Annotated in this window: 21 protein-coding genes; 15 read left to right on the top strand and 6 right to left on the bottom strand. The window is 63.8% G+C overall.

Annotated elements, in window-relative coordinates; genetic code table 11:
* Positions 1 to 190: 190 nt before the first annotated feature.
* A complete protein-coding gene (locus F4Z81_00910; GenBank protein MXW03607.1) occupies positions 191 to 649 on the top strand; it encodes a thioredoxin-dependent thiol peroxidase in 459 nt (152 codons plus the stop codon).
* A gap of 27 nt (positions 650 to 676) precedes the next feature.
* Here F4Z81_00910 and F4Z81_00905 read toward each other — a convergent pair whose 3' ends face one another.
* Positions 677 to 1,543: a sugar phosphate isomerase/epimerase gene (locus F4Z81_00905; protein MXW03606.1), complete on the bottom strand. Its 867-nt coding sequence runs from the start codon at positions 1,541 to 1,543 to the stop codon at positions 677 to 679.
* A 147-nt stretch (positions 1,544 to 1,690) separates the two neighbouring features.
* On the opposite strand from F4Z81_00905, the gene F4Z81_00900 reads away from it, so the two are divergent.
* The 6 genes from F4Z81_00900 to F4Z81_00875 all read left to right on the top strand — a co-directional run bounded on the left by F4Z81_00900 (position 1,691) and on the right by F4Z81_00875 (position 9,670).
* A complete protein-coding gene (locus F4Z81_00900; protein ID MXW03605.1) occupies positions 1,691 to 2,242 on the top strand; it encodes a biotin transporter BioY in 552 nt (183 codons plus the stop codon).
* Between the two features lie 133 nt (positions 2,243 to 2,375).
* Positions 2,376 to 4,130 carry a peptide ABC transporter substrate-binding protein gene (locus tag F4Z81_00895; GenBank protein MXW03604.1) on the top strand — a complete coding sequence of 585 codons (1,755 nt, stop codon included), beginning with the start codon at positions 2,376 to 2,378 and terminating at the stop codon, positions 4,128 to 4,130.
* 39 nt (positions 4,131 to 4,169) lie between these two features.
* A complete protein-coding gene (locus F4Z81_00890) occupies positions 4,170 to 5,033 on the top strand; it encodes a phytanoyl-CoA dioxygenase (protein MXW03603.1) in 864 nt (287 codons plus the stop codon).
* A gap of 13 nt (positions 5,034 to 5,046) precedes the next feature.
* Entirely contained in the window at positions 5,047 to 5,856 is an 810-nt protein-coding gene (locus F4Z81_00885) for a phytanoyl-CoA dioxygenase family protein (protein ID MXW03602.1), read from the top strand.
* 36 nt (positions 5,857 to 5,892) lie between these two features.
* On the top strand, positions 5,893 to 8,598 hold the full coding sequence (locus F4Z81_00880; protein MXW03601.1) for a peptidase M14: 2,706 nt from the start codon (positions 5,893 to 5,895) through the stop codon (positions 8,596 to 8,598).
* A 55-nt stretch (positions 8,599 to 8,653) separates the two neighbouring features.
* A complete protein-coding gene (locus F4Z81_00875; protein MXW03600.1) occupies positions 8,654 to 9,670 on the top strand; it encodes an Ldh family oxidoreductase in 1,017 nt (338 codons plus the stop codon).
* Positions 9,671 to 9,710: 40 nt separating this feature from the next.
* On the opposite strand, the gene F4Z81_00870 is transcribed toward F4Z81_00875, so the two are convergent.
* The 3 genes from F4Z81_00870 to F4Z81_00860 all read right to left on the bottom strand — a co-directional run bounded on the left by F4Z81_00870 (position 9,711) and on the right by F4Z81_00860 (position 11,708).
* Positions 9,711 to 10,127: a DUF4440 domain-containing protein gene (locus F4Z81_00870; GenBank protein MXW03599.1), complete on the bottom strand. Its 417-nt coding sequence runs from the start codon at positions 10,125 to 10,127 to the stop codon at positions 9,711 to 9,713.
* Between the two features lie 14 nt (positions 10,128 to 10,141).
* On the bottom strand, positions 10,142 to 10,675 hold the full coding sequence (locus F4Z81_00865) for a hypothetical protein (GenBank protein MXW03598.1): 534 nt from the start codon (positions 10,673 to 10,675) through the stop codon (positions 10,142 to 10,144).
* Between the two features lie 217 nt (positions 10,676 to 10,892).
* Complete coding sequence (locus tag F4Z81_00860; GenBank protein MXW03597.1) at positions 10,893 to 11,708, bottom strand: hypothetical protein; 816 nt, start codon at positions 11,706 to 11,708, stop codon at positions 10,893 to 10,895.
* 225 nt (positions 11,709 to 11,933) lie between these two features.
* Between F4Z81_00860 and F4Z81_00855 the strand changes: the two genes are divergently transcribed.
* Positions 11,934 to 13,496 (top strand): DUF2088 domain-containing protein, encoded by a 1,563-nt coding sequence (locus F4Z81_00855; GenBank protein MXW03596.1) that lies wholly within the window; start codon positions 11,934 to 11,936, stop codon positions 13,494 to 13,496.
* On the opposite strand, the gene F4Z81_00850 is transcribed toward F4Z81_00855, so the two are convergent.
* Positions 13,493 to 14,578, bottom strand: a complete 1,086-nt coding sequence (locus F4Z81_00850) for a Gfo/Idh/MocA family oxidoreductase (GenBank protein ID MXW03595.1) — start codon at positions 14,576 to 14,578, stop codon at positions 13,493 to 13,495. The genes F4Z81_00855 and F4Z81_00850 overlap by 4 nt on opposite strands.
* The gene (locus F4Z81_00845; protein ID MXW03594.1) at positions 14,515 to 15,540 is read right to left on the bottom strand and encodes a zinc-binding dehydrogenase; all 1,026 of its coding nucleotides are present in this window, start codon (positions 15,538 to 15,540) and stop codon (positions 14,515 to 14,517) included. The genes F4Z81_00850 and F4Z81_00845 overlap by 64 nt, the downstream gene beginning before the upstream one ends.
* A 147-nt stretch (positions 15,541 to 15,687) precedes the next feature.
* On the opposite strand from F4Z81_00845, the gene F4Z81_00840 reads away from it, so the two are divergent.
* Genes F4Z81_00840 through F4Z81_00810 form a run of 7 tightly spaced genes read left to right on the top strand, consistent with a single transcriptional unit; the run spans position 15,688 to position 25,008 of the window.
* Positions 15,688 to 16,935, top strand: a complete 1,248-nt coding sequence (locus F4Z81_00840; protein ID MXW03593.1) for a transglutaminase domain-containing protein — start codon at positions 15,688 to 15,690, stop codon at positions 16,933 to 16,935.
* Entirely contained in the window at positions 16,928 to 17,941 is a 1,014-nt protein-coding gene (locus tag F4Z81_00835; GenBank protein ID MXW03592.1) for an NAD(P)-dependent oxidoreductase, read from the top strand. Before F4Z81_00840 ends, F4Z81_00835 begins: the two co-directional genes overlap by 8 nt.
* A gap of 29 nt (positions 17,942 to 17,970) precedes the next feature.
* The gene (locus tag F4Z81_00830) at positions 17,971 to 19,032 is read left to right on the top strand and encodes a dihydrodipicolinate synthase family protein (protein ID MXW03591.1); all 1,062 of its coding nucleotides are present in this window, start codon (positions 17,971 to 17,973) and stop codon (positions 19,030 to 19,032) included.
* A 37-nt stretch (positions 19,033 to 19,069) separates the two neighbouring features.
* Complete coding sequence (locus tag F4Z81_00825) at positions 19,070 to 20,185, top strand: mandelate racemase/muconate lactonizing protein (GenBank protein ID MXW03590.1); 1,116 nt, start codon at positions 19,070 to 19,072, stop codon at positions 20,183 to 20,185.
* 27 nt (positions 20,186 to 20,212) lie between these two features.
* Positions 20,213 to 21,271 (top strand): Gfo/Idh/MocA family oxidoreductase, encoded by a 1,059-nt coding sequence (locus tag F4Z81_00820; protein MXW03589.1) that lies wholly within the window; start codon positions 20,213 to 20,215, stop codon positions 21,269 to 21,271.
* Between the two features lie 6 nt (positions 21,272 to 21,277).
* Entirely contained in the window at positions 21,278 to 23,320 is a 2,043-nt protein-coding gene (locus tag F4Z81_00815; GenBank protein MXW03588.1) for a hydantoinase/oxoprolinase family protein, read from the top strand.
* Positions 23,317 to 25,008 carry a hydantoinase B/oxoprolinase family protein gene (locus F4Z81_00810; protein ID MXW03587.1) on the top strand — a complete coding sequence of 564 codons (1,692 nt, stop codon included), beginning with the start codon at positions 23,317 to 23,319 and terminating at the stop codon, positions 25,006 to 25,008. The genes F4Z81_00815 and F4Z81_00810 overlap by 4 nt, the downstream gene beginning before the upstream one ends.
* Positions 25,009 to 25,031 lie beyond the last annotated feature (23 nt).

The following is a 25,031-nucleotide window of genomic DNA, read 5'->3' as shown; positions in this document are numbered from 1 at the left end:
ACGTCGAATACTACGAAGAGATCCAGGCCCTGCTTGAAGCGTCGGACCGACTGGACGCACTGGGGGAGATCCCCGAACGTGTAAAGGAACTAGGCCGTGATCTGACCAATTTCGAGACGAAGTACACCGCGGAGGGTCGGGCGATTCACCGCGGGGCGTACGTGAAACCCTGAATAGAAAGGAAACCACTATGCTGCAGGCAGGCGATCAAGCACCCGACTTCACCATGGAAGCCGACAAGGGCGGACCTGTTTCGCTCAAGGATCTGAAGGGCAAGACGGTAGTACTGTATTTCTACCCGAAGGACGACACGCCCGGCTGCACCCGGGAGTCCTGCGCCTTCAGGGACCACTACACGACGTTTCAGGGTCAGGATGTGCAGGTCTACGGCGTCAGCTGTGACGATATACCTTCCCACGAGAAGTTCGCAACGAAGTACGACCTGCCCTTCCCGTTGTTGAGCGACCCGGACACCTCCGTATCCACGGCGTACGGCGTGTACAAGGAGAAGACGAATTACGGCCGGAAGTACATGGGGATCGAGCGGTCGACCTTCGTCATCGACGGGGACGGCCGGATTTCCAGGATCTTCCGCAACGTCAAGGTGGACGGCCACGTCGAGAAGGTACTGGACGAAGTGTCCGGCTGAGGGGCGCTACACTCCGGCTGAGGGGCGCTACAGCATGTATCGTTTCAGGTGCGCCCGTGCCCGGACGAAACCTTCTTCTTCCAGTTCCCACGAACCACAGTACCGCCCGTCCTCGTGCTCGATGCTCAGAATGCCGTCGTAGCCGAAATCCTCGAGCTGTTTCACGATGAGCGCCCAGTCGGCCAGGCCCTCGCCGGGGATGCAATACCGCCAGCAGCCCTCGCCGAAGGCCATCGGTGAATCGAAGGAAGGTTTGATTCTTCCGTAAAGATATAGCGCTTCCTCGTCGAACACGGTGTCCTTGGCGTGCACGTGGTGGGCGCGATGGCCGAACTCCTTCAGAAAGCGCATCGGATCGACGCCCAGCCGGATCAGGTGCGAGGGATCGTAGTTGATGCCGAAGGCGGGAGAGGGGCAGGCCTCGAACATGGCCCGCAGCATCTCGGGCGTGGCGCCGATCCGCTCATGGTGGGTCGACCCCCCGGGCCAGCCTTCGAGGGCGATGGTCGCCCCGCGGGACTCGGCGAAGTCTACGATGTCGGGCATTGTACGCTTCCACTGCTGGAAGGTCGCCTCGCGGCCCTGGGCGGGATCCACTGGCGCCGGCGCGACGTAGAACAGGTTGGCAACGCCGTGGTCTACCGCACGCTGTATGGACTCCCTGGATGCGTCGAGCGCCTGCGCCCGTTGACCGGCGTCTTCGCTCAGCAGTTCCGTGCCCGCGACGAGGTCCACCTGGCCGATCGCCACGCCGTGCGCTTCGGCGGTCCGGACCATGTCGCCGTCGATCCGGGACACGTCGATCGTATCGAACCCCTTTTCGGCCATCCACGCGCACACCTCTTCGAAGGGCATGGCGTTCAAACGCCCCGTAGTGCGAATCCCCACTCTCATCGCGACACTCCTTTTGCATTTTGAAAACGTCGTTGACAGAATCGCCCGCCAATGTATATGAACCTGCGTGAGGTAGCAAGGCAAAGCAGCCACCCCAAGAGCATGCGAACGTAACCCGGTTCGGCCGGAACGACAGGAAGAATCACTTTGTCCAGGAACGTACGATTGGCCACGGCCTCCCTGATGGCGGCACTGACGGCGGTGAGCGCCTATATCAACATACCGATCGGCCCCGTGCCGATCACGATGCAGACCTTCTTCGTCCTGCTTTCCGGCGCCGTGCTGGGCGGCCGCTGGGGCGCCGGCAGCCAGGCCGTCTACGTATGCCTCGGCCTGGCCGGCATCCCTGTATTTGCCGGCGGCATGACCGGTCCGGCGGTCGTGCTCTCGCCCACCTTCGGCTACCTCGTGGGGTTCGTTCTTTGCGCCTTCCTGACCGGAAGTTACCTGGACCGTTTCTCCCGGAGCAGCATCCCCCATCTCGTCGCCGGTATGCTGCTCGGCCATGTCGCCATCTTCGGTTGCGGTCTTTCGTACCTGTACGCCTATTTCAACTTCTACGCGGGCGTGGAGACCACCTGGTCCGCCACGCTGGCCGTCGGCCTGATCCCCTTCCTCCCCTTCGGCCTGGTCAAGCTCGTCCTTGCGGTGTCCGTCGCCCGGACGCTGTCGAAGTATGTCCGGCTGGAAAGCCCGTGAGTCTTCCAACAAATCCGACAACGAACGCGCTTGTCTGTACGCACCGGACACCGTAGCCTGCTGTTGACACGCCATCATCCGTATTGTATAGTCTTTAGTCTGCCGGAATATCGCGATCCGCGTCGATTCCATCATGCACACGACAGCCACGGGAACAGGTATGAAGAAGGGGACACGACCGGTCCGGTCCGCAAGCGTGCGCGTGCGGACCCTGTGCGCGCGGGGACGTCTCGTCGCCGCCGCGGCCTGCCTTGCCGGGTTCATCTGCTGCTTCCTGCCGGCCGCCGTATTGACAGGCGCCGTCCCCGTGGTCAACTCCATCGGAAAGGAGATGCCGCCGGACGCGGCGCCCCTGGAACAGCAGGTGTTCCGCTATACGCTCGTAGAACCGCTGACCTTCGACGTCAGCATCAACATATACGAGGGCCAGGGGGCGCTAACCCTGTTCGAACGCCTGGTCATGCTCGACAAGAACCTGGAGCTTGTCGGGGCCGCGGCTTCCTCGTGGGAACAGTCGGCCGACGGGCTGCGCTGGACGTTCAAACTCCGTCCCGACGGGAAGTGGAGCGATGGCCGCACGGTCACGGCACACGACTTCGAATACACCTACAAGCGATTCCTCGATCCGGCCGTAGCGAGTCCCTATGCCTTCTTCTACTACGAAATCAAGGGTGCCCGTCCGTTCAACCAGGGCAGTGTGACCGACCCTTCGACCGTGGGCGTGCGGGCCCTGGACGACTTCACGCTGGAGATCGAAACGGAGAAGCCCTGTCCCTATCTGCCCTTCATCGTGGCGTTCACCGGATCGGGACCGGTACCCCGGTGGCAGGTCGAAAAGCACGGGGTACGATGGAGCGAGGCGGGTAACCTGGTAGCCAACGCGAGCTACACCCTCTCCGAATGGCAGAAGGGCAGGCAGGCCACGCTGACCCTCAATCCCTACTATACCGGTCCCCACAAAGGGTTTCTCGAGAAGATCGTCCAGATCTTCACCACGGGACACCCGGGCACCCCGCCGTACGAGAACGACGAGATCGACTATCTCAGGGTCCTGTTGACCGACCTGCCCTTCATCGAAAACCACCCGACCCTGAAATCCGAGCTGTCGTACTACGCCTTTCCTGAGACCTGGTACCTCTTCTTCAAGACCCGCGAGCCGCCCTTCGACGATGTCCGCGTGCGGAGCGCGATCAGCCACGCCATCGACCGCGAGGTGTTGTGCAACGTCGTCCTGCGCAACACGGGCGTGCCTGCCTACTCCATGCTCCCGCCCAAGTTTCCCGGAAGTGCGGACGCGTCCACACAGTCCGTCCAGGCCTACGATCCGGACCGTGCCAGGGACCTGATGGCCGAAGCGGGATTTCCGGGCGGCAAGGGTTTTCCAACGATCGATTTCTGGATCGGCAAGACCAACCCCCAGATCAGTTACACCGCCCAGGCCATACAGGCGATGCTCGGAAATGCGCTGGGCCTGAGACTCCGCATGCGGGGATCGGAAGACAAGGTATACCGGGACAATATGTACGAATGGAACATTCCCATGGGCCTGGGAGGATTCAATGCCGACTATCCCGATCCGAACAACCTGCTCGGCATGGTTTGGCGGTCGCAGCCGAGAGGATTCGGGCGACAGGACTGGCGCAACGAGGGCTTCGACCGGCTGATCGACGCGGCGGCGCATGAAATGGATCACGACAAACGCATGAGCATGTACCGTGAAGCGGAGCGGCTGCTCGTGGAAGACGTGGGCGGCGCGTTTCTGTACCACAATCTGACGGTGGACCTGCGGAAACCCTACCTGAAAGGGCTCGAAGTCAACAAGTTCGGATACGCGATGTTCTCGTGGATCGGCATCATGCACACCGAGATGTACATCGCCCGGCACTGAAGACGCCGGCACTGAAGACGCCGGCGCTGAGGAAGGTCGATAGGAAGGAGCGTGCGGGACTTGTATGCGGAAGGAATCGTAACCGAAGACATCGTACGGCAATACCGGGAAGACGGCGCGGTGTGCATACGGCGGGCCTTCGATCCGCACTGGGTGTCCGTCGTGGAAGCCGGCGTGTCCCGCAACCTGGCCGAACCCAGCGATTACGCGGGTACCCTGAAGGCGGGAGAAGCGGACCGGGGCGGTTTCGTCGACGATTACTGCAACTGGCAGCGGATTCCCGAGTACCGCGACTTCGTGTTCCACTCGCCCGTGGGCGCCATGACGGCGCGGCTCATGGAATCGCGGAGTTCCGTTTTCTATCACGAACACCTCCTGGTCAAATGGCCCGGCACGCTCAAACGGACGCCCTGGCACCACGACCAGCCCTATTACCCGGTGAACGGCCGCCAGAACGTATCCCTGTGGATGCCGCTGGACCCCGTTTCGAAAGCGTCTTGCGTGCAGTTCGTCCGGGGTTCCCACGACTGGGGCCGCTGGTTCGTACCCCGCAAGTTCGCCACGGAAAGCAATTACACCATCGAGGACGCCTCCGCGAAACCCATGCTCGAGGACCGTCCCTTCGAGGACGTGCCGCCCATCGACGAACACCCGGAGGACTACGAGATCCTGGCGTGGGACATGGAACCCGGCGACGTCATCGCGTTCCACATGTGCACGCTGCACGGCGCGGCGGGCAACCAGTCCCTCACCGATGCGCGTCGGGTACTGGCCACCCGATGGCTCGGAGACGACGCCCGGTTCGCGACCCGGCCCTGGGAGATTTCCCCCACGGAAACCGGCGGGCTCGCCCCGGGAGATCCTATGGCCTGCGACCTGTTCCCCCGGGTCTGGTCCGCATGACGGAGCGCGATAAATGAACCATCGACTGACGAGCGAACAGATTGCCTCCTACCGGGAAAACGGCTTTCTCATCATAGAAGACTTCCTGAACGAATCAGAACTGGAGACCTGGCGGTCCGCGGTGGATGAGGCGGTCTCACTACGGGACCGGAACCGGCTGCCCGAAGGGTCCTACCACCTGGCCAGAAAGGTAACGGCGGATGACGAAGCCGTATTCCGGCAGCGGATCAACCTGTGGATGGATCACGTAGGCGTCCGCGCGCTGATGCTGGACGGCCGGCTGGGCAAAATGGCGGCCGACCTGGAGGGGGTCGACGGAATCCGGATCTGGCACGACCAGGTCCTGACCAAACTGCCCTGGGCCAATCCCACCACGTGGCACCAGGACAATACCAAGTGGTCCTTCGCGTCGGAGCACGCCATCACCATCTGGGTCGCCCTGGATGAAGTCACCGTCCAGAACGGCTGCATGTTCTTCATGCCCGGGTCGCACAGGAAGCGGCGCGACGACTATCCGGCGGCGGGGAAACAGGTGGGGGCCATGTTCGATGCCTACCCCGATCTCGGCCGGATGGACCCCGTTCCCGTCGTCATGCCGGCGGGCGGATGTTCCTTCCACAACGGGCTGATCGTACACGCCGCCAACGCGAACATGACGCCCTGGCCGCGCCGCGCCTTCACCTGCGCCTACATGCCCGACCACAGCACGTTCAACGGCATCCCCAACGTGCTTCCGAACCGGATCCTGGATACGATCGAAATAGGCGACCCGCTGGATGACGATACACAGAACCCGCTCATTTACTCCAACGAAGTTTCCTGAATGCACCGCCCAGACCGTGTGTGAGGAGGTATATCGATGAAGAGGCTCACCGTCCTGCCGCTTTTTTGCCTGGTTCTACTCGCCGGGATGATCCCCCGGGCAGCTGGAGCGCAGGACTTCGAATACTGGCCCGGCACCGAGTACGATCCCGCGGTGCCCACCGCGGAGGAGGTCCTGGGCTACCGGATCGGGGACCGGATCACGCCCAGCGCGGGACTGATAGCGTACCTGGAAGCGCTCGAGTCGGCTTTGCCCGGCCAGGTGCGCGTGCTCGAGTATGCCCGGTCCTGGGAAGGGCGGAAGCTGGTGTACGCTTTTGTAGGTTCGCCGGAACGGATCGGCGCGCTGCCGGAAGTCAGCGCGGGCATGAAACGGCTGGCCGACCCCAGAATAACGTCCCGTTCGAGCGCCGACAGCCTGATCGCTTCGCTGCCGGTAATCGTCAACCTGAGCTACGCCGTCCACGGTAACGAAATCTCCCCCGGGGATGCGGCGCTGTTCACGGCCTATCACCTGCTGGCGGCCCGAAACGACCCGGTCGTGGACCATATCCTCGAAGAGACGATCGTGATGATCGACCCGGTCCAGAATCCGGACGGACGGGACCGGTTCGTCCACAATTTCGAGATCGCCGAAGGCCTGGAGCCGAACGCCAGTCCGCTGGCGGCCGAGCACAACGAACCGTGGCCCGGCGGACGGACCAACCACTACTACTTCGACCTGAACCGCGATTGGATTTCGCTGAACCATCCCGAGACCCTGGGCCGGGTGAAGGTCCTGCAGGACTACTACCCGCCCGTTTTCGTCGACCTGCACGAAATGGGTTCCAATACCACCTACTACTTCGCGCCGGAGGCGATACCCTACAACCCGCACCTGGCCCGGGACCAGCGCGAGAACCTCCAGCTTTTCGGCCGCAACAACGCGAAGTGGTTCGATCACTACGGGTTCTCCTACTTTACCCGGGAGATTTTCGACGCCTTCTATCCGGGTTACGGCGCCAGCTGGCCGTCCTATTACGGTAGCGTGGCCATGACCTACGAACAGGCTTCGGCCCGGGGACTCGTCGTCCGGAGAAGCGACGCGTCGGTGATGCACTTCAGGGACACGGTAAGGCACCACTTCGTCGCATCCATTGCCACCAGCGAGACGGCCGCGATCCACCGGGAGAAGCTCCTGGCGGACTTTTACGCCTACCGGCAGTCGGCGATCGAGGAAGGCCGCAGCGAGGACATCAGGGCCTACATCCTTCCGCGCAGGCCGGACAGCAATACCTCGGGGGTGGACAAGCTGGCCTGGCTCATGGACCGTCACGGCGTCGAGGTGCACCAGGCCGGATCGGACTTCCGGTCCGGCGGAGCGACCTATCCCGCGGGCAGTTACGTCATTTCTCTCGCCCAGCCGGCCAAGCGCCTGATCCGCACGCTCCTGGACAGGCACGTACCCATGGATGACGACTTCATCGAGGAGCAGGAGCGTCGAAGGAGCAAGGGCATTGGGGACCAGATCTACGACGTGACCGCGTGGTCGTTCCCGCTGATGTACAACGTGGAGGCCGTGGCCGCGAGTCGGACGATTGAAGGCGACCTCACCCTGGTCGATCCTGACATGATCCCACCGGGTGCGATCCAGGGAGGACGGGCGGAAGTCGCCTACCTGGTGCCCTGGGGCACCCAGGCCGCAGGACGACTGCTGGCCGCGTCCCACCGGGCCGGGCTCAGGGTGTTCAGCACCGACCTGGCCTTCGTGCAGGGAGACCGGCGCTATCCGTCCGGCACGTTGATCTTCAAGGTCAAGGACAACCCGGATCACCTGCACGAGACACTGTCGCGAATCTCCGCATCCTCGGGCGCGGAGGTCATCGCGACGGACACCGGCTGGGTCGATGAAGGACCCAACTTCGGCAGCAACAACGTGGTCTTCATGCGCAAGCCGCGCATCGCCCTCGCGTGGGACCGGCCCACCCGCGCGTACAACGCGGGCGCCACCCGTTTCGTCGTCGAACGCCAGATCGGATACCCGGTAACGGCCATCCGGACGCGCCAGCTCGCCACGGCCGACCTGAGAGACTTCGACGTGCTGCTGCTGCCGGACCCCGGATTCGGCGGCACCTACGGCACCGTGCTCGGTGAACGGGGAGCCCGTCGTATCAGGGAATGGGTGCGCGGCGGCGGCACGGTGGTCGGACTGGGGGCCGGCGCCACGGCTTACCTGGCGTCAGAATCGACCGGCCTGCTATCGACGACCAGGGAAGACGAGGCCGAAGAAGACGGCGGCGATGGCGATTCCGGTGACGGAAACGCTTCCGGACGCATTTACGAGACGGAAGACGAATACCTTCGGTCATTGAATCCCGATGATCCCGCACCGCCGTCCACGCAGGGCGTGCTCCTCAAGGCCGGACTCGATCCGGACCACTGGCTGGCGTCCGGCAGGGACCGTACCGTGAACGCCCTGGTCAGCGGCAGCTCGATCTTCAAGCCGCTCAAGCTGGACGCCGGCAACAACGTCGCGGTCTTTCTGGGTCCCGACGAAGTCCTTGCCAGCGGTTTCGCCTGGGAAGGCAGCACGCAACAGCTGGCCTACAAGCCCCTGCTCATGGAAGAGCAGCACGGCCGCGGCCTGGCCATCGGATTCACGGCAGACCCGAACTTCAGGGCCTACATGGACGGCCTGAATATCCTTTTTATGAATGCGATCTTCCGTGGTCCGGCCCACGCGGGGGCGGCCGTGACGGAGTAGCATGGCAGTGACAGAGTAGCACGACAGGGACGACCACGGCTGCAACAGAAAGGCGATGCGAAGCATGACCACCATTCCTATGCGCAATACCCCGCCGGACCATGGCATCAGGGTACCGTACGAAACCCATGCGGCATTCACCGCGGAGCTTTTCGTTTCGGCCGGCATGGGCGTCGATGAAGCGGGACTGATGGGCAGGATTCTCGCCACGGCCGACAAGCGCTGCGTCTACAGTCACGGTACGCAGCAAGCGCTCGGATACCTGCCGAAACTTCGCGACGGCGACGTGAACCCGCGTCCCGACGTGACGACGGTACGAGAATCGGAGACCGTACTGGTACTTGACGGGGACGGGGGCATGGGGTACGGCCCGTCCCACCGGGGCATGGAGACCGCCATAGAAAAAGCGCTGGCCCATGGCCTCGGCGCGGCGGTCACGCGGAATCATTACCACTTCGGCGCGGCCGGAAACTACTCGCGCATGGCCCTCGAGCACGGGTGCGTGGGCTGGGCGCTGTCCACCCACCGCGTCGCCCTCGACCCCGAAAACGTAATCATGTCCGCAAGCGGCGGCTCGCCCATGAGCCTGGCCTTCCCCACACGGAACCAGCCCCCCCTGGTGCTCGACATGGCCGCAGTATTCATGGGATACAAGGACGAACTCTTCCAGGAACACTTTGCCCTGTTCGCCAAGAGCCTGGGTCTCGCGGTCGCCCTGCAGGCGCTCGGCGGCATCCTGGCCGGCATCTGGAAGCCCGAATTACAACCGCCCCGTTCAAAATGGGAATCCAACCAGGGCGCTTTCCTGCTCGCCATGAAGATCGATCATTTCATGGATCTGGACGAGTTCGAGCGGACCCTGGACGAGTTCGTATCGAAGGCGAGGAAAATGAGGCCGTTCCCGGGCATGCCCCACGCGGAGCTGCCCGGCGGCATGGAGTGGCGGTGGGAAAGTGAGAACGAGGCGAAGGGCGTCCCGCTGAGCGACGAACACCGCGGGAAACTGGAAGACATCGCGCGCGAATTCGACGTAGAGCCGCCCTACGGGGCGTACGAATCCACGCGGTTCTGAATCGAAAGGACGCTTACCGGAGACGGATATACAAGGCAAGTCAGGAAGGCCGGCGGTCGAACCAGGTTTCGTGCACGCGTAACCACTCCAGGCCGTTCGGCTTCTCCTCACTGCGTCGGAAGACCGCGGTGCTGTGCCTCGAAGTCGTCTCACCGCCCTCCGTCTGCCATTCCTCGTACTCCGCGACGACGAGCGCCCGGTCTTCCTCCAGCACCCGGACGTTTTCGATCCAGATACGGATACCCTGCCGGCCGGCGTGGGCGTCATAAAGACCTTTCAGCAGCGGTCCGCGTTCGACTTTACTGCCCTGCGGCATGACGATCACGAAGGCCTCGCCGAGGGCGGTTTCGATTCGGCCGAAGGCCTCTGCGGTCCTGGGGACGCGACCGTTGAACCAGTCTTCGAAACATCGGTGCAACGTGTCGATTTCATTCCTGCACGATTCTTGTGTCGTCATAGAGTACTCCGACTTTACCGGCCTACCTTGAAGCCGACCATGGCGTAGACCGCCGCCGTACTCACGCCCTTCTCCAGGTTGATGTACCTGCCCTCGATCCCCACGAACGCGGGGCCGAGGGATGCCCCGATCAACACGCCCGGTTGCGCGTAGTAGGTATTCGTCGTCGTGGTGGTGGCCGTCCGAGTATCGTCGTCCCGGATCACAGTCTGCTCCGAGTCCTGCGCCCTTCCCACGCCGATCATCGCGCGCACCAGAATGGGAGACGACACCAGCGTCACGCCCGCGTCCACCCCGTACAACAGCAGGGACTTCTCGCCCTCATTGTCCGTTTCCGCCACATGATAGGTCGCCCGCGCTCCGACGTGAACGGTCCGGATGCCTGTCGGCAGGTTGACGACCAGGCTGCCGCCCCCGCCCCGCTCATATTCCTCGACGGCCTGACCGCCGTGGAAGGCGAATTCCGCACCCTGGGCACGGGCGGAACCCGTAGCGGCGGCAACGAGGACCATGCACAGGATGAAGCCGATCCTTCGAGACGTCTTCAAGTCCGTTCACTCCGGTGGAGGTTTCCCGCGGGCATGCCTGTGGACCCTCAGGGCTGTCGCGAATCAATCACCAGTTACGAGCCGAACAACGACGAGCAATATAAGCCAATCTTGCACAGGAAGTCCATCGGGATGTGACCCGGCAGGTCGTTTATCGTGACCTAGCGCTCCGTTTGCCGTGCCCGGGGACATGCGGACCGGAAAGCCGGACCACTGCCTAGAACTCGTATGCCGTCTCCAGCGGCAGGCCTTCTTCGATAGCCCGGCGCGAACGGGTTTCCTTCTCTTCAAGCTCGCCTATCTTCTGAATCACTTCCGTCAACGCTTCAGCCGGAAAGGCCATAACGCCGTTCACGTCGGCGGCGACCACGTCGCCGGGCGAGATTTCGATACCGCCGCAGATCACGGGAACGTCGGAGGCCACGGGACGAATGACCGAACCGGGGCCGTAAAGACAGGTGCCTGCCGCGTAAACGGGCAAACCGACTTCCTCCATCCCCTCGATGTCCCGGCAGCCGCCGTCGGTTACCAGACCTGACAAGCCCTGCTGCATGCAGGAGAGCACGATCACGTCGCCGAACATGCTGAGGATTTCCGTGGTGCCGCTGGCTGTGACCCAGATCGACCCGGCCCTTGCCTCATCGACCGGCCGGAATACATGGGTCCGGATATCGTCCCTCGTCGTCGGTATGTCGCTTTCTTCGTATTTCGTCGTCACCGCCGGCCCGGCGATGGTGCCCCTGGCCGGGAACATCGGTCGCACGGCGCGGGACATGGCCAGTCGGGTGCGGTCGTAACCAATCCGGGTCAGCGCGTCCATGATGAGGGGCGTGGGCGTGTTCCTGAGGGTCAGGTAGGGGTCTTCAGCGCTGCCCGGGTCGCGGTTCTCCTGGTCAGCCTGGTCAGCCTGGTCAGCCTGGGCGTCCTGGGCGGCGTGGGCGCTGCGCAAACCGGCGAGGCCACCCGCGGCCGTAGCGGCTATTCCGGTTTTCATGAACCCTCTGCGCGACAGGTTGCGGTCGAATATCGTCATTTGTACTCCCGGGCGGTGAGGATGTGGGCCGCAAACCGGTACGGGTCACGGCGTATGCGTTCGAATCGAACGCGCGATTAATCGGTTGATACCACGAATATACGCGTCTATAATGAATGAACCCGGCCGTAATCCAACCCGCTGTGAGGCCGGGTGGAAGGCCGCAGGACTGTCCTTCCTGATCTCCTGCGGACTACAGGATGTTCCCGAAACTTGGAGTGCGCGATGAAATACCTTACCTATTCCGGAAACAACATCATACACGCCGAACTGCCCGACGAGGGGACGGTTTTCTTTCCGCCGCCGCCGCTGCCGGGCATTCCGAACAAAGACATTCCGGACCGGGTCAGGGCGGCCTTCGAATCCCCCCTGGACATGCCGCCACTCGAAGAACTCGTCGACGCGAACAGCCGGGTACTGATCGCCTTCGACGACAACTGCCAGCCTTTTCCGGCTACCGCGCCGCCCGACATCCGCCAGCTCGCCATCGAGACCCTGCTGGAAATGCTCTACGGTTACGGGGTAAAGCAGGAGAATATCGAGCTCATGTGCGCGGTCGCGCTGCACCGCAAGATGAAAACCCACGAAATGGCCGCCATGCTGGGCAAGCGGATCATGAAGGCTTTCCACCCCAGCCAACTGGTCAATTTCGACGCCGAAGACCCGGACGACATCGTCGTGCTGGGCACCACCGACCACGGCGAACCGGTGGAGACCAGCCGCAAGGTCGTCGAGAGCGACCTGGTGATCTACGTGGACTCCATCCAGATCCCCCTGAATGGCGGCCACAAGTCCGTGGCCGTCGGACTGGGCACCTACAACAGCATCGCGCCGCACCACGCGCCGCAGATGACCGCGGAGAAGCCTCACGTCATGCAGCCCGAGGGTTCCGACATGCACGGCTCAATCGAGCGCATCAGCCGCGTCATCCTGCAGCACACCCGCATCATGGTCCTCGAGGCGGCCATGAACAACGCGTCCTATCCCCCCATGATGCGCTACTTAAGCAAACCGTCGGAGCGTTGCAACCTGTTCGAGAAGATCCTGAAGGCCACGACGCCCGCGTCCATGAGCATGCTTCCCGAATCGGTGCGCTTCCGGGTTTTCAAGGGCATCCAGAGCGCTTACCTGCCCGTTGAAATCAACGCGGGTTCCATAGACGCCGTACACGAACCGACCCTGCAGACCCTGAAGGACCAGCTGCTGGTGACCACCGACCATCAGCACGATACGCTGGTCTTCGGCCTGCCCGATCTGAGTCCCTATTCCGTCGGCACGCGGATCAACCCGGTGCTGGTGTTAAGCGACGTGCTCGGTTACGTCTTCAACTGGTTCTACAACAAGCCCTTCGTCAAACCGGGCGGCGTAGTCATCATCCTGAACCCGGTCTTCGAGTTCTTCCATCCCGAGTACCACGTCGCCTACGAGAAGTTCTGGAACGAGGTGCTGCCCGAGACCCAGGACCCCTTCGAGATGCAATCGGGGTTCCAGGAGCAGTTCGCGCGGGATCCGCACCTGGTCGACTGCTACCGAAATCGCTTCGCCCACCACGGATTCCATCCCTTCACGGTGTGGTACTGGGCGACCTATCCGCTGAAATACCTGTCCCGTGTGATCCTGGCCGGACCGAAGACCGATTTCGCGGCCAGAAGGCTGGGGGTTTCCTGGGCGCCCGACCTGGAACACGCCCTGGGACAGGCCCGTGAAGTCACCGGCGGAAACGACGTGGTGGCCCTGACCATCCCGCCCTTCATGTATATGCAGGTGAACGACGGAACGGCCGGCTAGCCCAGCGCGGTGCGCAATCTCCCCACCAGGTCCGGCGACGGCGTAAAGGGCAGCGAAACGACCGCCCGGTTCAGCGCGCTTTCGTAAATCCCCAGTATCACGCTGAAGTCGCTCAGCGCCGAGTTGATGTTCAGCGGGTGAACGGCCGTGTCGTCTTCAAGCCAGTCGATCATGGCCTCGGTCATGGCCGCCTGGCCAAGGATGTCTTCCTCGGCATAGACGTGTTCCCCGCGCTCGTAGACATCGTCGATCCTGGACTCCCAGCCGTGCATGGTCCAGTGCACGAAGCCCAGGTCCCCGTACACGGCGATCCGCTTGTGGACGTTAGTGGAACCGCCCGGGATGACGCGGGGGGCGACGGCGCCGCAGCGCAGCAGTGCGCTGACGCCGTTGTCGTAGTCGATGATCCCGGTGCACTCGTCCGGCGCGTAGTGGTGCCTGGGGGTTTCAGCCAGCCCGTCCGCGCCCGAGACCTGCCCGAAGACGGCGACCGGCGCCGCACCGGGATTGAAAGCGCTGATGGCCTGTAGCGCGTGCGTCCCCTGGTAGGCCGGGTTCATGCCCGCGCTGGCCTCGATGAAGCGCAGGTTCCCGATCGCGCCATCGCGCACCTGCTGTTGCATCCGTCCGCGCCGAGGATGGAAGTGCAACTGGTGGTTGACGGCGATCTTGACCCGGGCAGACCGCACAAAGGCCTGCATGGCCAGATAATCTTCTCCCTGTATGGCCAGGGGCTTTTCGACCAGCACGGCCGGAACACCCGCCGACTCCGCCGCTTCGAAGATCTCCAGGCGTGCCGAGGGCGGCGTATTCACGTGGACCAGGTCCGGTTTCTCCCGTTCGAACATCTCGCGGTAGTCCGTGTACCTCGTGGACACGCTGAAGTCCGTTCCAAAGGCGTCGAGCTTTTCCCGGCGGCGGGTCGAAACGGCGGCCAGCCGACCCCGGGTTACGTGTCCATAGGCTTCGGCCAGCCCACGGGCCCGTCCGCCGCCGACGCCGACGATCGCGCATTTGATCATGTTGATGCCCAGGGTTGGATGACGACTTTCGCACATTCGCCCGATACCTGTGTATCCCATGCATGCTGGATTTCCTCTATGGGATACAGGTGGGTGATGAAGCGGTCCAGTTTCTCCCGGTTTTTCGCGATGACGCCCATGATGTCGAGAGCGCCCTTCATGTTGTAATGCCAGGAGCCCTTCAGATCGATGCCCTTGCGTAACATGTCGGGACTCACGACCAGCCGCGTGTCCGCCCCGCTCTCGCCGACGAAGGCGAGGCTTCCCCTCCTGCGGAGCGCGTCGATGCAGAGCCTGTGGGCTGACGGCGACCCCGAGCAGTCCACGGCCCGGTCCACGCCGATCCCGCCGGTCAGTTCGCGTATCTGTTCCAGCGCGTCCTCGTCCCCCGGATCGATGACGTGCGCAGCGCCCAGCTCCATGGCCTTCGCCTTGCGGTAGGGATGGGATTCCACGGCGATTACCTCGGCGCCAATATGGGATGCGCCGATCACCCCTCCCAGGCCCACCGGCCCCATGCCGGTGATCAGCACGGTGTCGCCCCCCCGGACCTGAAGGCGGTCGAATGCGCCGTAGGTCGGCCCCAGTCCGCAGCACGCCATGGCCCCGTGCTCGTAGGACATGCCATCGGGAATGGGCGTCAACAGCCAGTCCGGTTTGAGCATGTATTGCGCGATGGTCGCCCTGCCTTCGGCCGATCCGGTGAATGCCTCGAAGTCCACGTTGTTTTCGCAGTGGATGTAGTCCCCGGACCGGCACAGGGCGCAACCGCCACAGGGATACCCGGGCATGACCGCTACCCGGTCTCCCACATCGACCCGGCAGGGCTGCGCGACATCGACCACCTCGCCGGACGCCTCGTGGCCCAGATAGTCTTCCTTGCGGCCCGCCGCGAATCCCTTGAACTCGTTGCAGAGCGGAGCCGCGTGGATCTTGATCAGTGCCCAGTTTTCCCGTGGCTTCGGAACGTCGGTCTCCACGACACCGCCCTGGTTTCGACCGAGTATCACTGCCCGCTTCATAGGGGGATTCCTGAAGGAAATTCCTGAGGCCACGATCTCTATTCAGGCGGAAGTAAGGCTTTACGCCGGGCATGCTGATTCCAAGCCGCAATATAACGTCCGTCCGATCTTGACGCAACATACTGCAGGCTGTTACTTGGTTAGTCAATGAGCAGACTCTACCACAACGAATCCGGTCGTGTCATCCCATCGCTGTGCGAGGAACTCACGCGGTTCCGGCGTGTCCGCGTCATCCTTAATCTGCCGGCCACCGGATCCGACGCTACCCTGTACCTGCTGGCCAGGCCCCACCGGGTCGGCGACAACCCACTGCACTGGTCCTTCAACGGGATCGGCCAGGAAGCGATCCGGGCCGGGGAGGATCTCCATTACAGATGGTACGAACGTACCGTCAAGTCCGGCGACCTGCGCGACGGGGACAACACGGTGGAGCTGTGGACCGATGACGCCGCGATGACGGGATGGTCGCTTGCGATGGAGGCTGGCGGCGCCCCGTCAAACAGCACGCTGACCGACGACGGCGGTGCAAGGTGGCGTTCGCACCGCCAGGGCTACCTGAATGCAATTAGTGGAAACTACTGCGTGCGCATGCGGCTGGTGGAAGGCCGGGACGACCCGCCGCCGGACATGGCCTGGGAGTCCACCGACCACCCCAGGGCACAGTCGATGCGTGACCGGATTCCCCGACGTATCGTGTACGACGGCGATCTAATGACCCGGGTGCGGGCGCTTTCCGCGTGGATTGCGACCAGTTGGGAACATTCGGGATCCCGCCGCGGGACGGCATACGCGCCGTGGGACGCGGAGACCATACTCGCATGGGGCGGGAGCCGGCAAGGCCACAACGGCGAAAGTTCCATCACCATGTGCGTCCACTATGCGGTGGCCTTTGTCAGTGCCTGCCAGGCCATTGGCATCCCTGCGCGCTGCTCGGCGCTTATGGGAACGCCGAATAGCTATGAAGGCCATTTTGTGGCCGAAGTCTGGTTCGACGATTACCGGAAGTGGGTGATGGTGGATCCGAACATCGACGCGATCCTGTTTCGGGGCGGAGTGCCTCTCTCCATTCCCGAGATCCAGGGGCTGGACGGCGGACTGGCCCCCTATATCGAATGGGGCAGCGGATCGAGATACCAGCGGACGTTCTCCCACATGCGGAATTTCATTCGAAACAACCTGCTTCAAGGCCTGTGCTTCCGCCACAGAAGCATCTGGCCGCGGACCGATTTTTTCTCCCATCCCGAACTGACTCCGCCGGGGCATGGTTCCGTGTCCTACTGCGAGACCGACCTGGTCTGGTCGGAATCGGACCGGGAGGCGGGTTTCGGCATGTTCAAGTACTTCGCGCCGGCGGCATACTTTACGGCGCCACCCGGCGGAGCGGCCCATGCCTGACCTCATCATGAGCGAGGAGATGCTGATCGAACGGATGACGGCCCCTTCGCCGGCCGTCATCGAGGCCGTATCGGAACTGGAAGGCGACGTGGTGATCCTGGGCGCCGGCGGGAAGATGGGACCGACCCTGGCGGAACTCCTCGTACGGGCCGGCGCGCGGCGCGTGATCGGCGTCTCCCGGTTCAGCGACGCAAGGGTCGGCGCTTACCTCGAAGAAACCGGCGTGGAAACCGTTCGGGCGGACCTGCTCGACGAGAATGAACTTGCCCGCCTGCCGGATGCGCCGAATGTCCTCTTTCTCGCGGGATTCAAGTTCGGCGCCACGGGCAACTCGCCGATGACCTGGGCGATGAACACCTGGCTGCCGGGGCGGATCATGCGCAGGTACGCCGGATCCCGCATCGTCTACGTGAGTTCGGGCAACGTGTATGCCTATACCCGGGTCGCGGGGGGCGGCGCGGACGAGGACGGAGAAATCGGACCGGTAGGCGAATACGCCCAGTCGCGTCTGGGCGGGGAACGCATCGCGGAACATCTGTGCGTGGAGCAGGGAACGCCCCTGTTGATCGTCCGGCTGTTCTACGCCACGGAACTGCGGTACGGCATCATCCACGACCTCGGCAGAAGGATCCATGACGGCGTGCCGATCGACCTGGCCATGGGCCATGTGAACCAGATCTGGCAGGGAGACGCCAATAGTTACCTGGCGCGGCTGTTCCCCCTGTGCAGCAGTCCCGCCACGATCCTGAACCTGACGGGGCCGGATGTCCTCTCCGTCCGGTCGATGTCCGGAATGCTCGGCCGCCGGTTGGAAACGGAGCCTGATTTTACCGGTCGTGAAAGCGAAACGGCGCTGCTTGGCAACGCCCGCAGGCTGTTTGACAGACTGGGCGAGCCGGAGGTCCCGCCGGAAAGGATCGCGGACTGGGTCGCCCACTGGATCCGCATAGGGGGCCGCAGCCTGGACAAACCGACCGGGTACGAGTCGCGCACCGGACGTTTCTGATCGAAGCATACCACCTCTGGAGCAAAGACATGCATGACGCAATGCCCTCGCCGGTCCGATCGGCCATGGGGCGAGGCGTGGTCATCCCGGCTCATCCGCTGGCCGTAACGGCGGACCGGAGACTGGATGAAAGGCGCCAGCGGGCCCTTACGCGTTACTACATAGCGGCCGGGGCCGGTGGACTCGCCGTCGGCGTCCATACGACCCAGTTCGAGATCCGGGACCCCGCCCACGGCCTATACGAACCGGTACTCGGACTGGCCGCGGAGGTCATGGACCGGGAGGTGGCGGCGGACTTCATCCGGATCGCGGGTATCTGCGGACGGACGGCCCAGGCGACCGGCGAGGCGGAAGCGGCGCGGTCGCTCGGATACCATGCCGGCCTGCTCAGCCTGACCGCCATGAGCGGCGCCTCGGAGGACGAACTCATCGCGCACTGTCGTGCCGTGGCCGACGTCATTCCCGTCATGGGCTTCTACCTGCAACCCGCAGTGGGAGGTCTCGTGCTTCCCTACCGTTTCTGGCGGCGGTTCGTCGAACTGGAAGGGGTGGTGGCCATCAAGATCGCGGCGTTCAACCGGTACCACACGCTCGACGTGCTGCGGGCCCTGACGGAGTCCGGAAGGCAGGAGGAAATCACGCTGTACACCGGCAACGACGACAACATCCTGATGGACCTCCTTACCGAACACACGTTCCAGTGCGGAGACGCGCGGCGGTCCGTACGATTCAAGGGCGGGCTGTTGGGACACTGGGCCGTCTGGACCCGGGGCGCGGTCGCGTTGCTGCGGGAATGCCATGACGCCTCCGCGTCCGGCGAAGCCGTACCCCAACACCTGCTGACCCGCTCGATCGAGGTCACGGACTGCAACGCGGCCTTCTTCGATCCGGCACACGGTTTTTCCGGATGCATACCCGGGATTCACGAGGTACTGCGCAGACAGGGCCTGCTCGAGGGCACCTGGTGCCTCAATCATAATGAGACGCTGTCGCCCGGCCAGTACGAGGAAATCAACCGGGTATACGAAGCCTATCCTCATCTCAACGACGACCACTTCGTCGCCGAACACCGGGACGACTGGCTCCGGTAAGCGCAGCGGAGAAGATCAACCGAAAACGGAGCGGAACATGAAGATCACCCGCATCGAAGCCCTTCCCATCGAAGTGCCCCTCAAGCAGGGCATGACCACCAAAACCGCCCATGGCGAACACATCGTCTCTCCCTACGTCATCCTCCGGGTCCACACGGACGAGGGGCTGACCGGACTGGGAGAGGCCACGGTCGCGCCGCGCTGGAGCGGGGAAACGTCCGCATCGTGCGCCGCAGCGGTCCGGGACCTGGTGGCTCCCGCGCTGAAGGACCAGGACCCGGCGGACGTGAACCGGCTTTGTGGGATCATGGACGAGGTCATCAAGCTGAATCCCTTCACCAAGGCGGCCGTGGAGATGGCGTTGTGGGACCTGGCGGGGAAGCGCGCGGGCATGCCGCTCTACCAGCTGCTGGGCGGCAGGGTCCGGGAGGAGATCCCCATGAAGATGGTGGTAGGCGCCTTCGACGTGCCGACTTCCGTCGCCCTGGCGGAGAAGTTCCTGCAGTGGGGCGTGCAATGTCTCAAGGTCAAGGTCGGACTGGACCCCGGGGAGGACCTGGAGCGCGTCCGCGCAATACGTGCTCTGGCCGGCCCCGGCATTCGGATGAGCATCGATGCGAACTGCGGTTGGCCGCCGGCGGTTGCCCGCCGCATGCTGCGTCTCCTGGAGCCCCTGGACATCCTGTTCGCCGAGCAGCCGTCGGCGCCGCAGTTCGACGATGAAGCGGCCCTGATCCGCACGGGAACGACCATCCCCATCATGGCCGACGAGAGTGTATTCACCGTGCACGACGCCATGCAGACGGTACTCAGGCGGTCCGCGGACATCATCAGTGTCTATCCGGGAAAGAACGGTGGCATCGGCCAGACGCTGGGCATCTCGCACGTGGCCCGGGCGGCGGGATTGCGGTGCCACATGGGCAGCAATCTCGAATTGGGGATCGGTACGGCGGCCATGCTCCACGTGGCGGCCGTCGTGGAAGCCATCGACAGCGAAACCTATCCCGGAGACCTGCTCGGACCGTTGTACCACGAAGGCGATATGATCGAGACGCCGCTGGAACTCGGGCCGGTCACCGCGAAGGTACCCGACGGCCCCGGTCTCGGCGTCACCCTGGATGAAGCACAGGTCGCGCGCTGGAAGGACAATTAGACACACCTAACCTCAGAAAGGACAGCCATGGCTGACGAAAGGACCTACAGGGCCTGCGTGGTGGGCTTGAGCGGTATCGGGGCGGGAAGCCCCCCGGTCGACGGCGACCACGGAATAGGCCATGAGATGCCCAACCGCCATGTACCGGCCTATGCCCTCCTGCCGAATACAGAGGTGGTCGGTGTCTGCGACCTGAAGGAAGACCTCCTGCAGGACACCCTCAGGGATTGGTCGGATACTTTCCCGGGTCTGCGGGGATTCAAGGACTACCGGGAGATGCTGGAAGCCTGCAAACCCGACATCCTGAGCGTGGTGACGTCGGACCACCGCCACGCGGACATCGTGGTGGACGGCGTCGCGGCGGGCGTCCGGGGCATTTACTGCGAAAAACCGATCGCGACCTCCCTCGCGGACGCCGACCGCATGATCGCCGCGGTGGAAAGCCGGAACGTTCCCATGAACATCAACCACACCCGTCGCTGGAGTCAGGTATACCGGGAAGTCAAGCAGCTCCTCGACGAGGGCGCGATCGGCGCGTTGCAACGCATCGTGCTCAACTTCGGCGGTCCCCGGGCCATTCTGTTCCGAAACGGCACCCACATGATCGACATGACCTGCTATCTCGCGGGATCGGAGCCCGCGTGGGTCTTCGCCGAGCTCGACGAGGGCTACGAGGACTACTGGCCCTACCAGGGCGACGGCGGCCGGAACGCGGACCTGGAGCCGGGCTGCTCCGGCTTCATCCATTTCAAGAACGGCGTACGGGCCTTCTACAACGGTTCCAAGGGCAGGGAATGCCGGGGCGGATACCAGCTCGACGGCACGGATGGATGGATGTTCGTCCACGAGGACTTCTACGAGCTCGATACGGGAAACGGCATCCAGACCATCGCCCCCAAGGGTCCGACCCACTACTATTCCACGGCGGCTATCCGGGACCTCGTCCACGTCATGGAAAACGGCGGCGAGACCGTTTCCCCGCCGCGCGCGGCCCGAAATACCCTTGAGATCATCCTGGGGTTTCTCGCGTCGCAGAAGCACGGCAACGTGCGCATCGACTTCCCGCTGGACGAAAACACGGTCTGACCCGCCATGAGCGTTCGCATCGCCATAGACACGGGCGGCACGTTTACCGATCTCGTCCTGTCCGATCCCGAAACGGGAAGGCTGGCGTTCCACAAGGTGCCGAGTACGCCGGACGATCCGAGCCGCGCGTTGGTGGAAGGCGTCAGCGAACTCGTCGCACGGGCCGGATACGACAGCGCGGATGTCCGGTTCCTGATCCACGGCACCACGGTGGCCACCAACACCATCCTGCAGCGAAAGGGTGCACGCACCGCATTCATTACGACCGAAGGGTTCCGGGACGTGCTTCACATTCAGCGGCAGGACCGGCCCCACCTGTACAACATGCGTGTTCGCCGAACGCCGGCCCTCGTGCCCCGTGCCCTGCGGTATGAGCTTCCGGAACGAATGCTTCACGATGGTACGGAAGCCCTGCCCATAGACCGGGACCGGCTGAACGAACTGATCGAAGCGCTCAGGAAGGACGGCATCGAAGCGGTGGGCATCGGATTCCTCCACAGCCACATCGACCCCGGTCATGAGCGGTCGGTCGGCAACGGGTTGCGGCAGGCTCTGCCGGACGCCACGGTTTGTCTTTCCTCAGATATGAGCCGCGAAGAGGGCGAATACGAACGGTTCAGCACCTGTGCCATGAACGCCTACGTGCAGCCGGTGATGACGAACTACCTGAAGCGGGTGAACGACGCCCTGTCGGACGCCGCTGTCGAAGCGCCGCTCTACGTCATGAAATCCAACGGTGGAGTTACCTCGGCCCGGGACGCTGCGGATCACTGCGTACATACGATCCTGTCGGGACCGGCCGGCGGCGTGGTGGCCGGAGACGAGATTGGCCAGCGGCTCGGCCGGTCCAACGTAATCACGGCCGACATGGGCGGTACAAGTTTCGACGTGGCTATGATTCACGAAGGCACCATCGCCTTCGCGAAGCATGCTGAAATCGACGGCCTGGCCCTGAAAGCGCCCATGATGGACATCCACACGATCGGCGCGGGCGGCGGGAGCATCGCGTGGATCGATTCGGGCGGCGCCCTGCGCGTGGGACCGCAATCGGCAGGGGCGGAACCGGGTCCTGCCTGCTACCAGACCGGCGGCAGCGAACCCACGGTGACGGACGCGAACCTGGTCCTGGGCCGGCTTTCCACGGACAGCCTGCTGGGCGGCGCCATCCACCTGGACCCGGCGGCCGCGCGGCGGGTCATCCAGGAGAAGATCGCCGCCGGCCTGCAATGCACGGTCGAGGAGGCCGCCGAAGGAATCATCCGGGTCATCAACGCCTCCATGACGGCGGCCATCCGCAAGCTTACCGTGGAGCGCGGGTACGATCCCCGTCTTTTCACCCTGGTACCCTTCGGAGGCGCGGGACCGCTCCACGGCGTTGAACTCGCCCGGGAACTGGGGATACGCGACGTGGTCATCCCGCTCGCCCCCGGGGTCGCCTCCGCCGAGGGCCTGGTGTTTTCCAACCTGCGGACGGACCGGATCCAGACCCACGTGGAACTGCTGGACCGGATCGAAGCGGAGCGATTCGAAACGATGCTCGGCGAGCTTACGGCACAGGCGATAGAGGATCTGGCCATGTCCTCGGAGGGAAACGATCCCGTCATCAGCCGGCGCGTGGGGCTGCGGTACGCTGGACAGGGATACGACATCCCCATCGATCTGCCCGAGGGCGCCGTCGACCTGGCCCTGCTTGAATCGGCCTTTCACCTCGAACACGAGCGGCAGTACGGATTCGCGCGTCGCGACCAGCGCGTTCAACTCGTCAACGTGTGGGTTTCCGCGGAATTGCCCATTTCGGATGACCGCAGGAAGCCGGCGGGACGGGGCGCATCCGAACGGGTCGCACCCTTCGTCACCCGCCCGGTCTACTTCGCGGGCGCCTGGATGGACACGCCGGTATACGGCAGGACCGGCTTGCTTCCCGGACAGCGGATCGACGGTCCGGCCATCGTCGAACAACTCGATTCCACGACGTTGATCGGACCCGGGCAGGCCGCATGCGTCGACGAATGGGAACAGATCACCATAACCGGGCTTAATTCGACATGAAGACCGACCCCATTACCCTGGAACTGATGCGCAACCGGTGGACGGGCATCGCGGAGGAAATGTGTGCCGCGCTGATCCGCACCAGCTACTCCACCAATATCAAGGACCGGCGCGACTGCTCCGCGGCCATCGTGCAGCCCACCGGGGAGATCCTGGCCCAGGCGGAATCGGGCGTCCCCCTGCACCTGGGCGTGATGCCCGGCGTGGTCCGGTCCATCCTGGAAGCCTATCCCCTGTCGGCCATGAAGCCCGGCGACGTCTACATCACGAACCTGCCCTATCCCGAGGGACCGGGTCATCTGCCGGATGTCTCCCTGGTATCCGCCATTTACCATGAAGGCCGACCTGTGGCGTTGGCGGCATCGACGGCCCATCACGTGGACATGGGCGGGTTCGCGCCCGGAAGCATGCCCTTCGGGGTGACGGAGATCTACCAGGAGGGCCTGCAGATCCCGCCCCTGCCCATTTTCAAGGGGGGACGGCTCGACGAGGAGATCTACCGCTTGATCAACCAGAACGTGCGGACGCAGTACGAGGTAAGGGGCGACCTCATGGCGCAGTTCGCCTGCGCCCAGATCGGCCAGCAACGGGTAAGCGATCTCATGTCCCGGGAATCTCCCGATGAAGTCATACGTTACATGGACGAAATCCAGGACTACGCCGAACGACGGATGCGCGCGGGTATCCGGTTACTGCCCGACGGCGAGTACACTTTCGAAGACTACCTGGACGACGACGGCGTTACCGACGAACCGGTGAAGATCGCGGTGACCCTGACCATCTCGGGGGACGAACTGCGCGCGGACTTCTCGGGGTGCAGCGACCAGGTCCTGGGTCCCCTGAACGCCCGGCTGCCCGCGGCCGCATCCTGCATCAGCTACGTGTGCAAGGCAGTGATCGATCCGGATCTGCCGGCCTGCGCAGGGGCATACCGGCCCCTGGAGATCTTCGCCCCCGAAGGCTCCATCCTGCAGGCTACCTACCCGGCGGCCATCGGCAATGCCAACATCCTGACGGACCAGCGGGTCGTGGACGTGCTCATGGGCGCGTTGTACCACGCCGCGCCCGACCGCGTGTGCGCGGCCTGCAGCGGGGAAATGAACCTGGTCAACATCGGCGGGATCGATCCCGGCACCGGCGATTACTACAACTACGTGGAAACCTACGCGGGCGGGCAGGGCGCCATGTCCGATCTCGACGGCGAGGACGGCGTGCACACCCACCTCACCAACACCCGGAACGCGCCGGTCGAGATCATGGAACGCACCTATCCGCTCCGGGTCGAGCGTTACGGCCTGATCCCGGACACCGAGGGACCGGGTCGCCGGCGCGGCGGGTGCGGGATGATGCGGGAGCTTAAGTGCCTCGGCGAACGCACCATCATCACGCTGGGTTCCGACCGCCGCAAGTTCACGCCCTGGGGACTCGAAGGCGGAGGGAACGCGACGGGTGCCCACTGTTACGTGATCGACACCGAAGGGCGCGAAAAGGAGATCCCGACCAAGGCGCATACCGAACTGTCCCGGAACGAGATCCTGCGGATCGAGACGCCCGGCGGAGGCGGCTGGGGCGACCCGGCCGAACGGGAAGCGGAAATGGTGGCAGAGGACGTCCGGAACGGGCTTGTAAGTCCGGAAAGGGCGGGCGAACACTACCGCTGCACGAAGGGCCGGAAACCGTCGAACTGATGAGATGTGACCGGATCCGAATG

The sequence above is a fragment of the Gemmatimonadota bacterium genome, from assembly GCA_009835325.1.
In the GTDB taxonomy this organism is placed as follows: Bacteria; JAAXHH01; JAAXHH01; order JAAXHH01; family JAAXHH01; genus JAAXHH01.
This window is presented reverse-complemented; position numbering and strand designations above follow the sequence as displayed.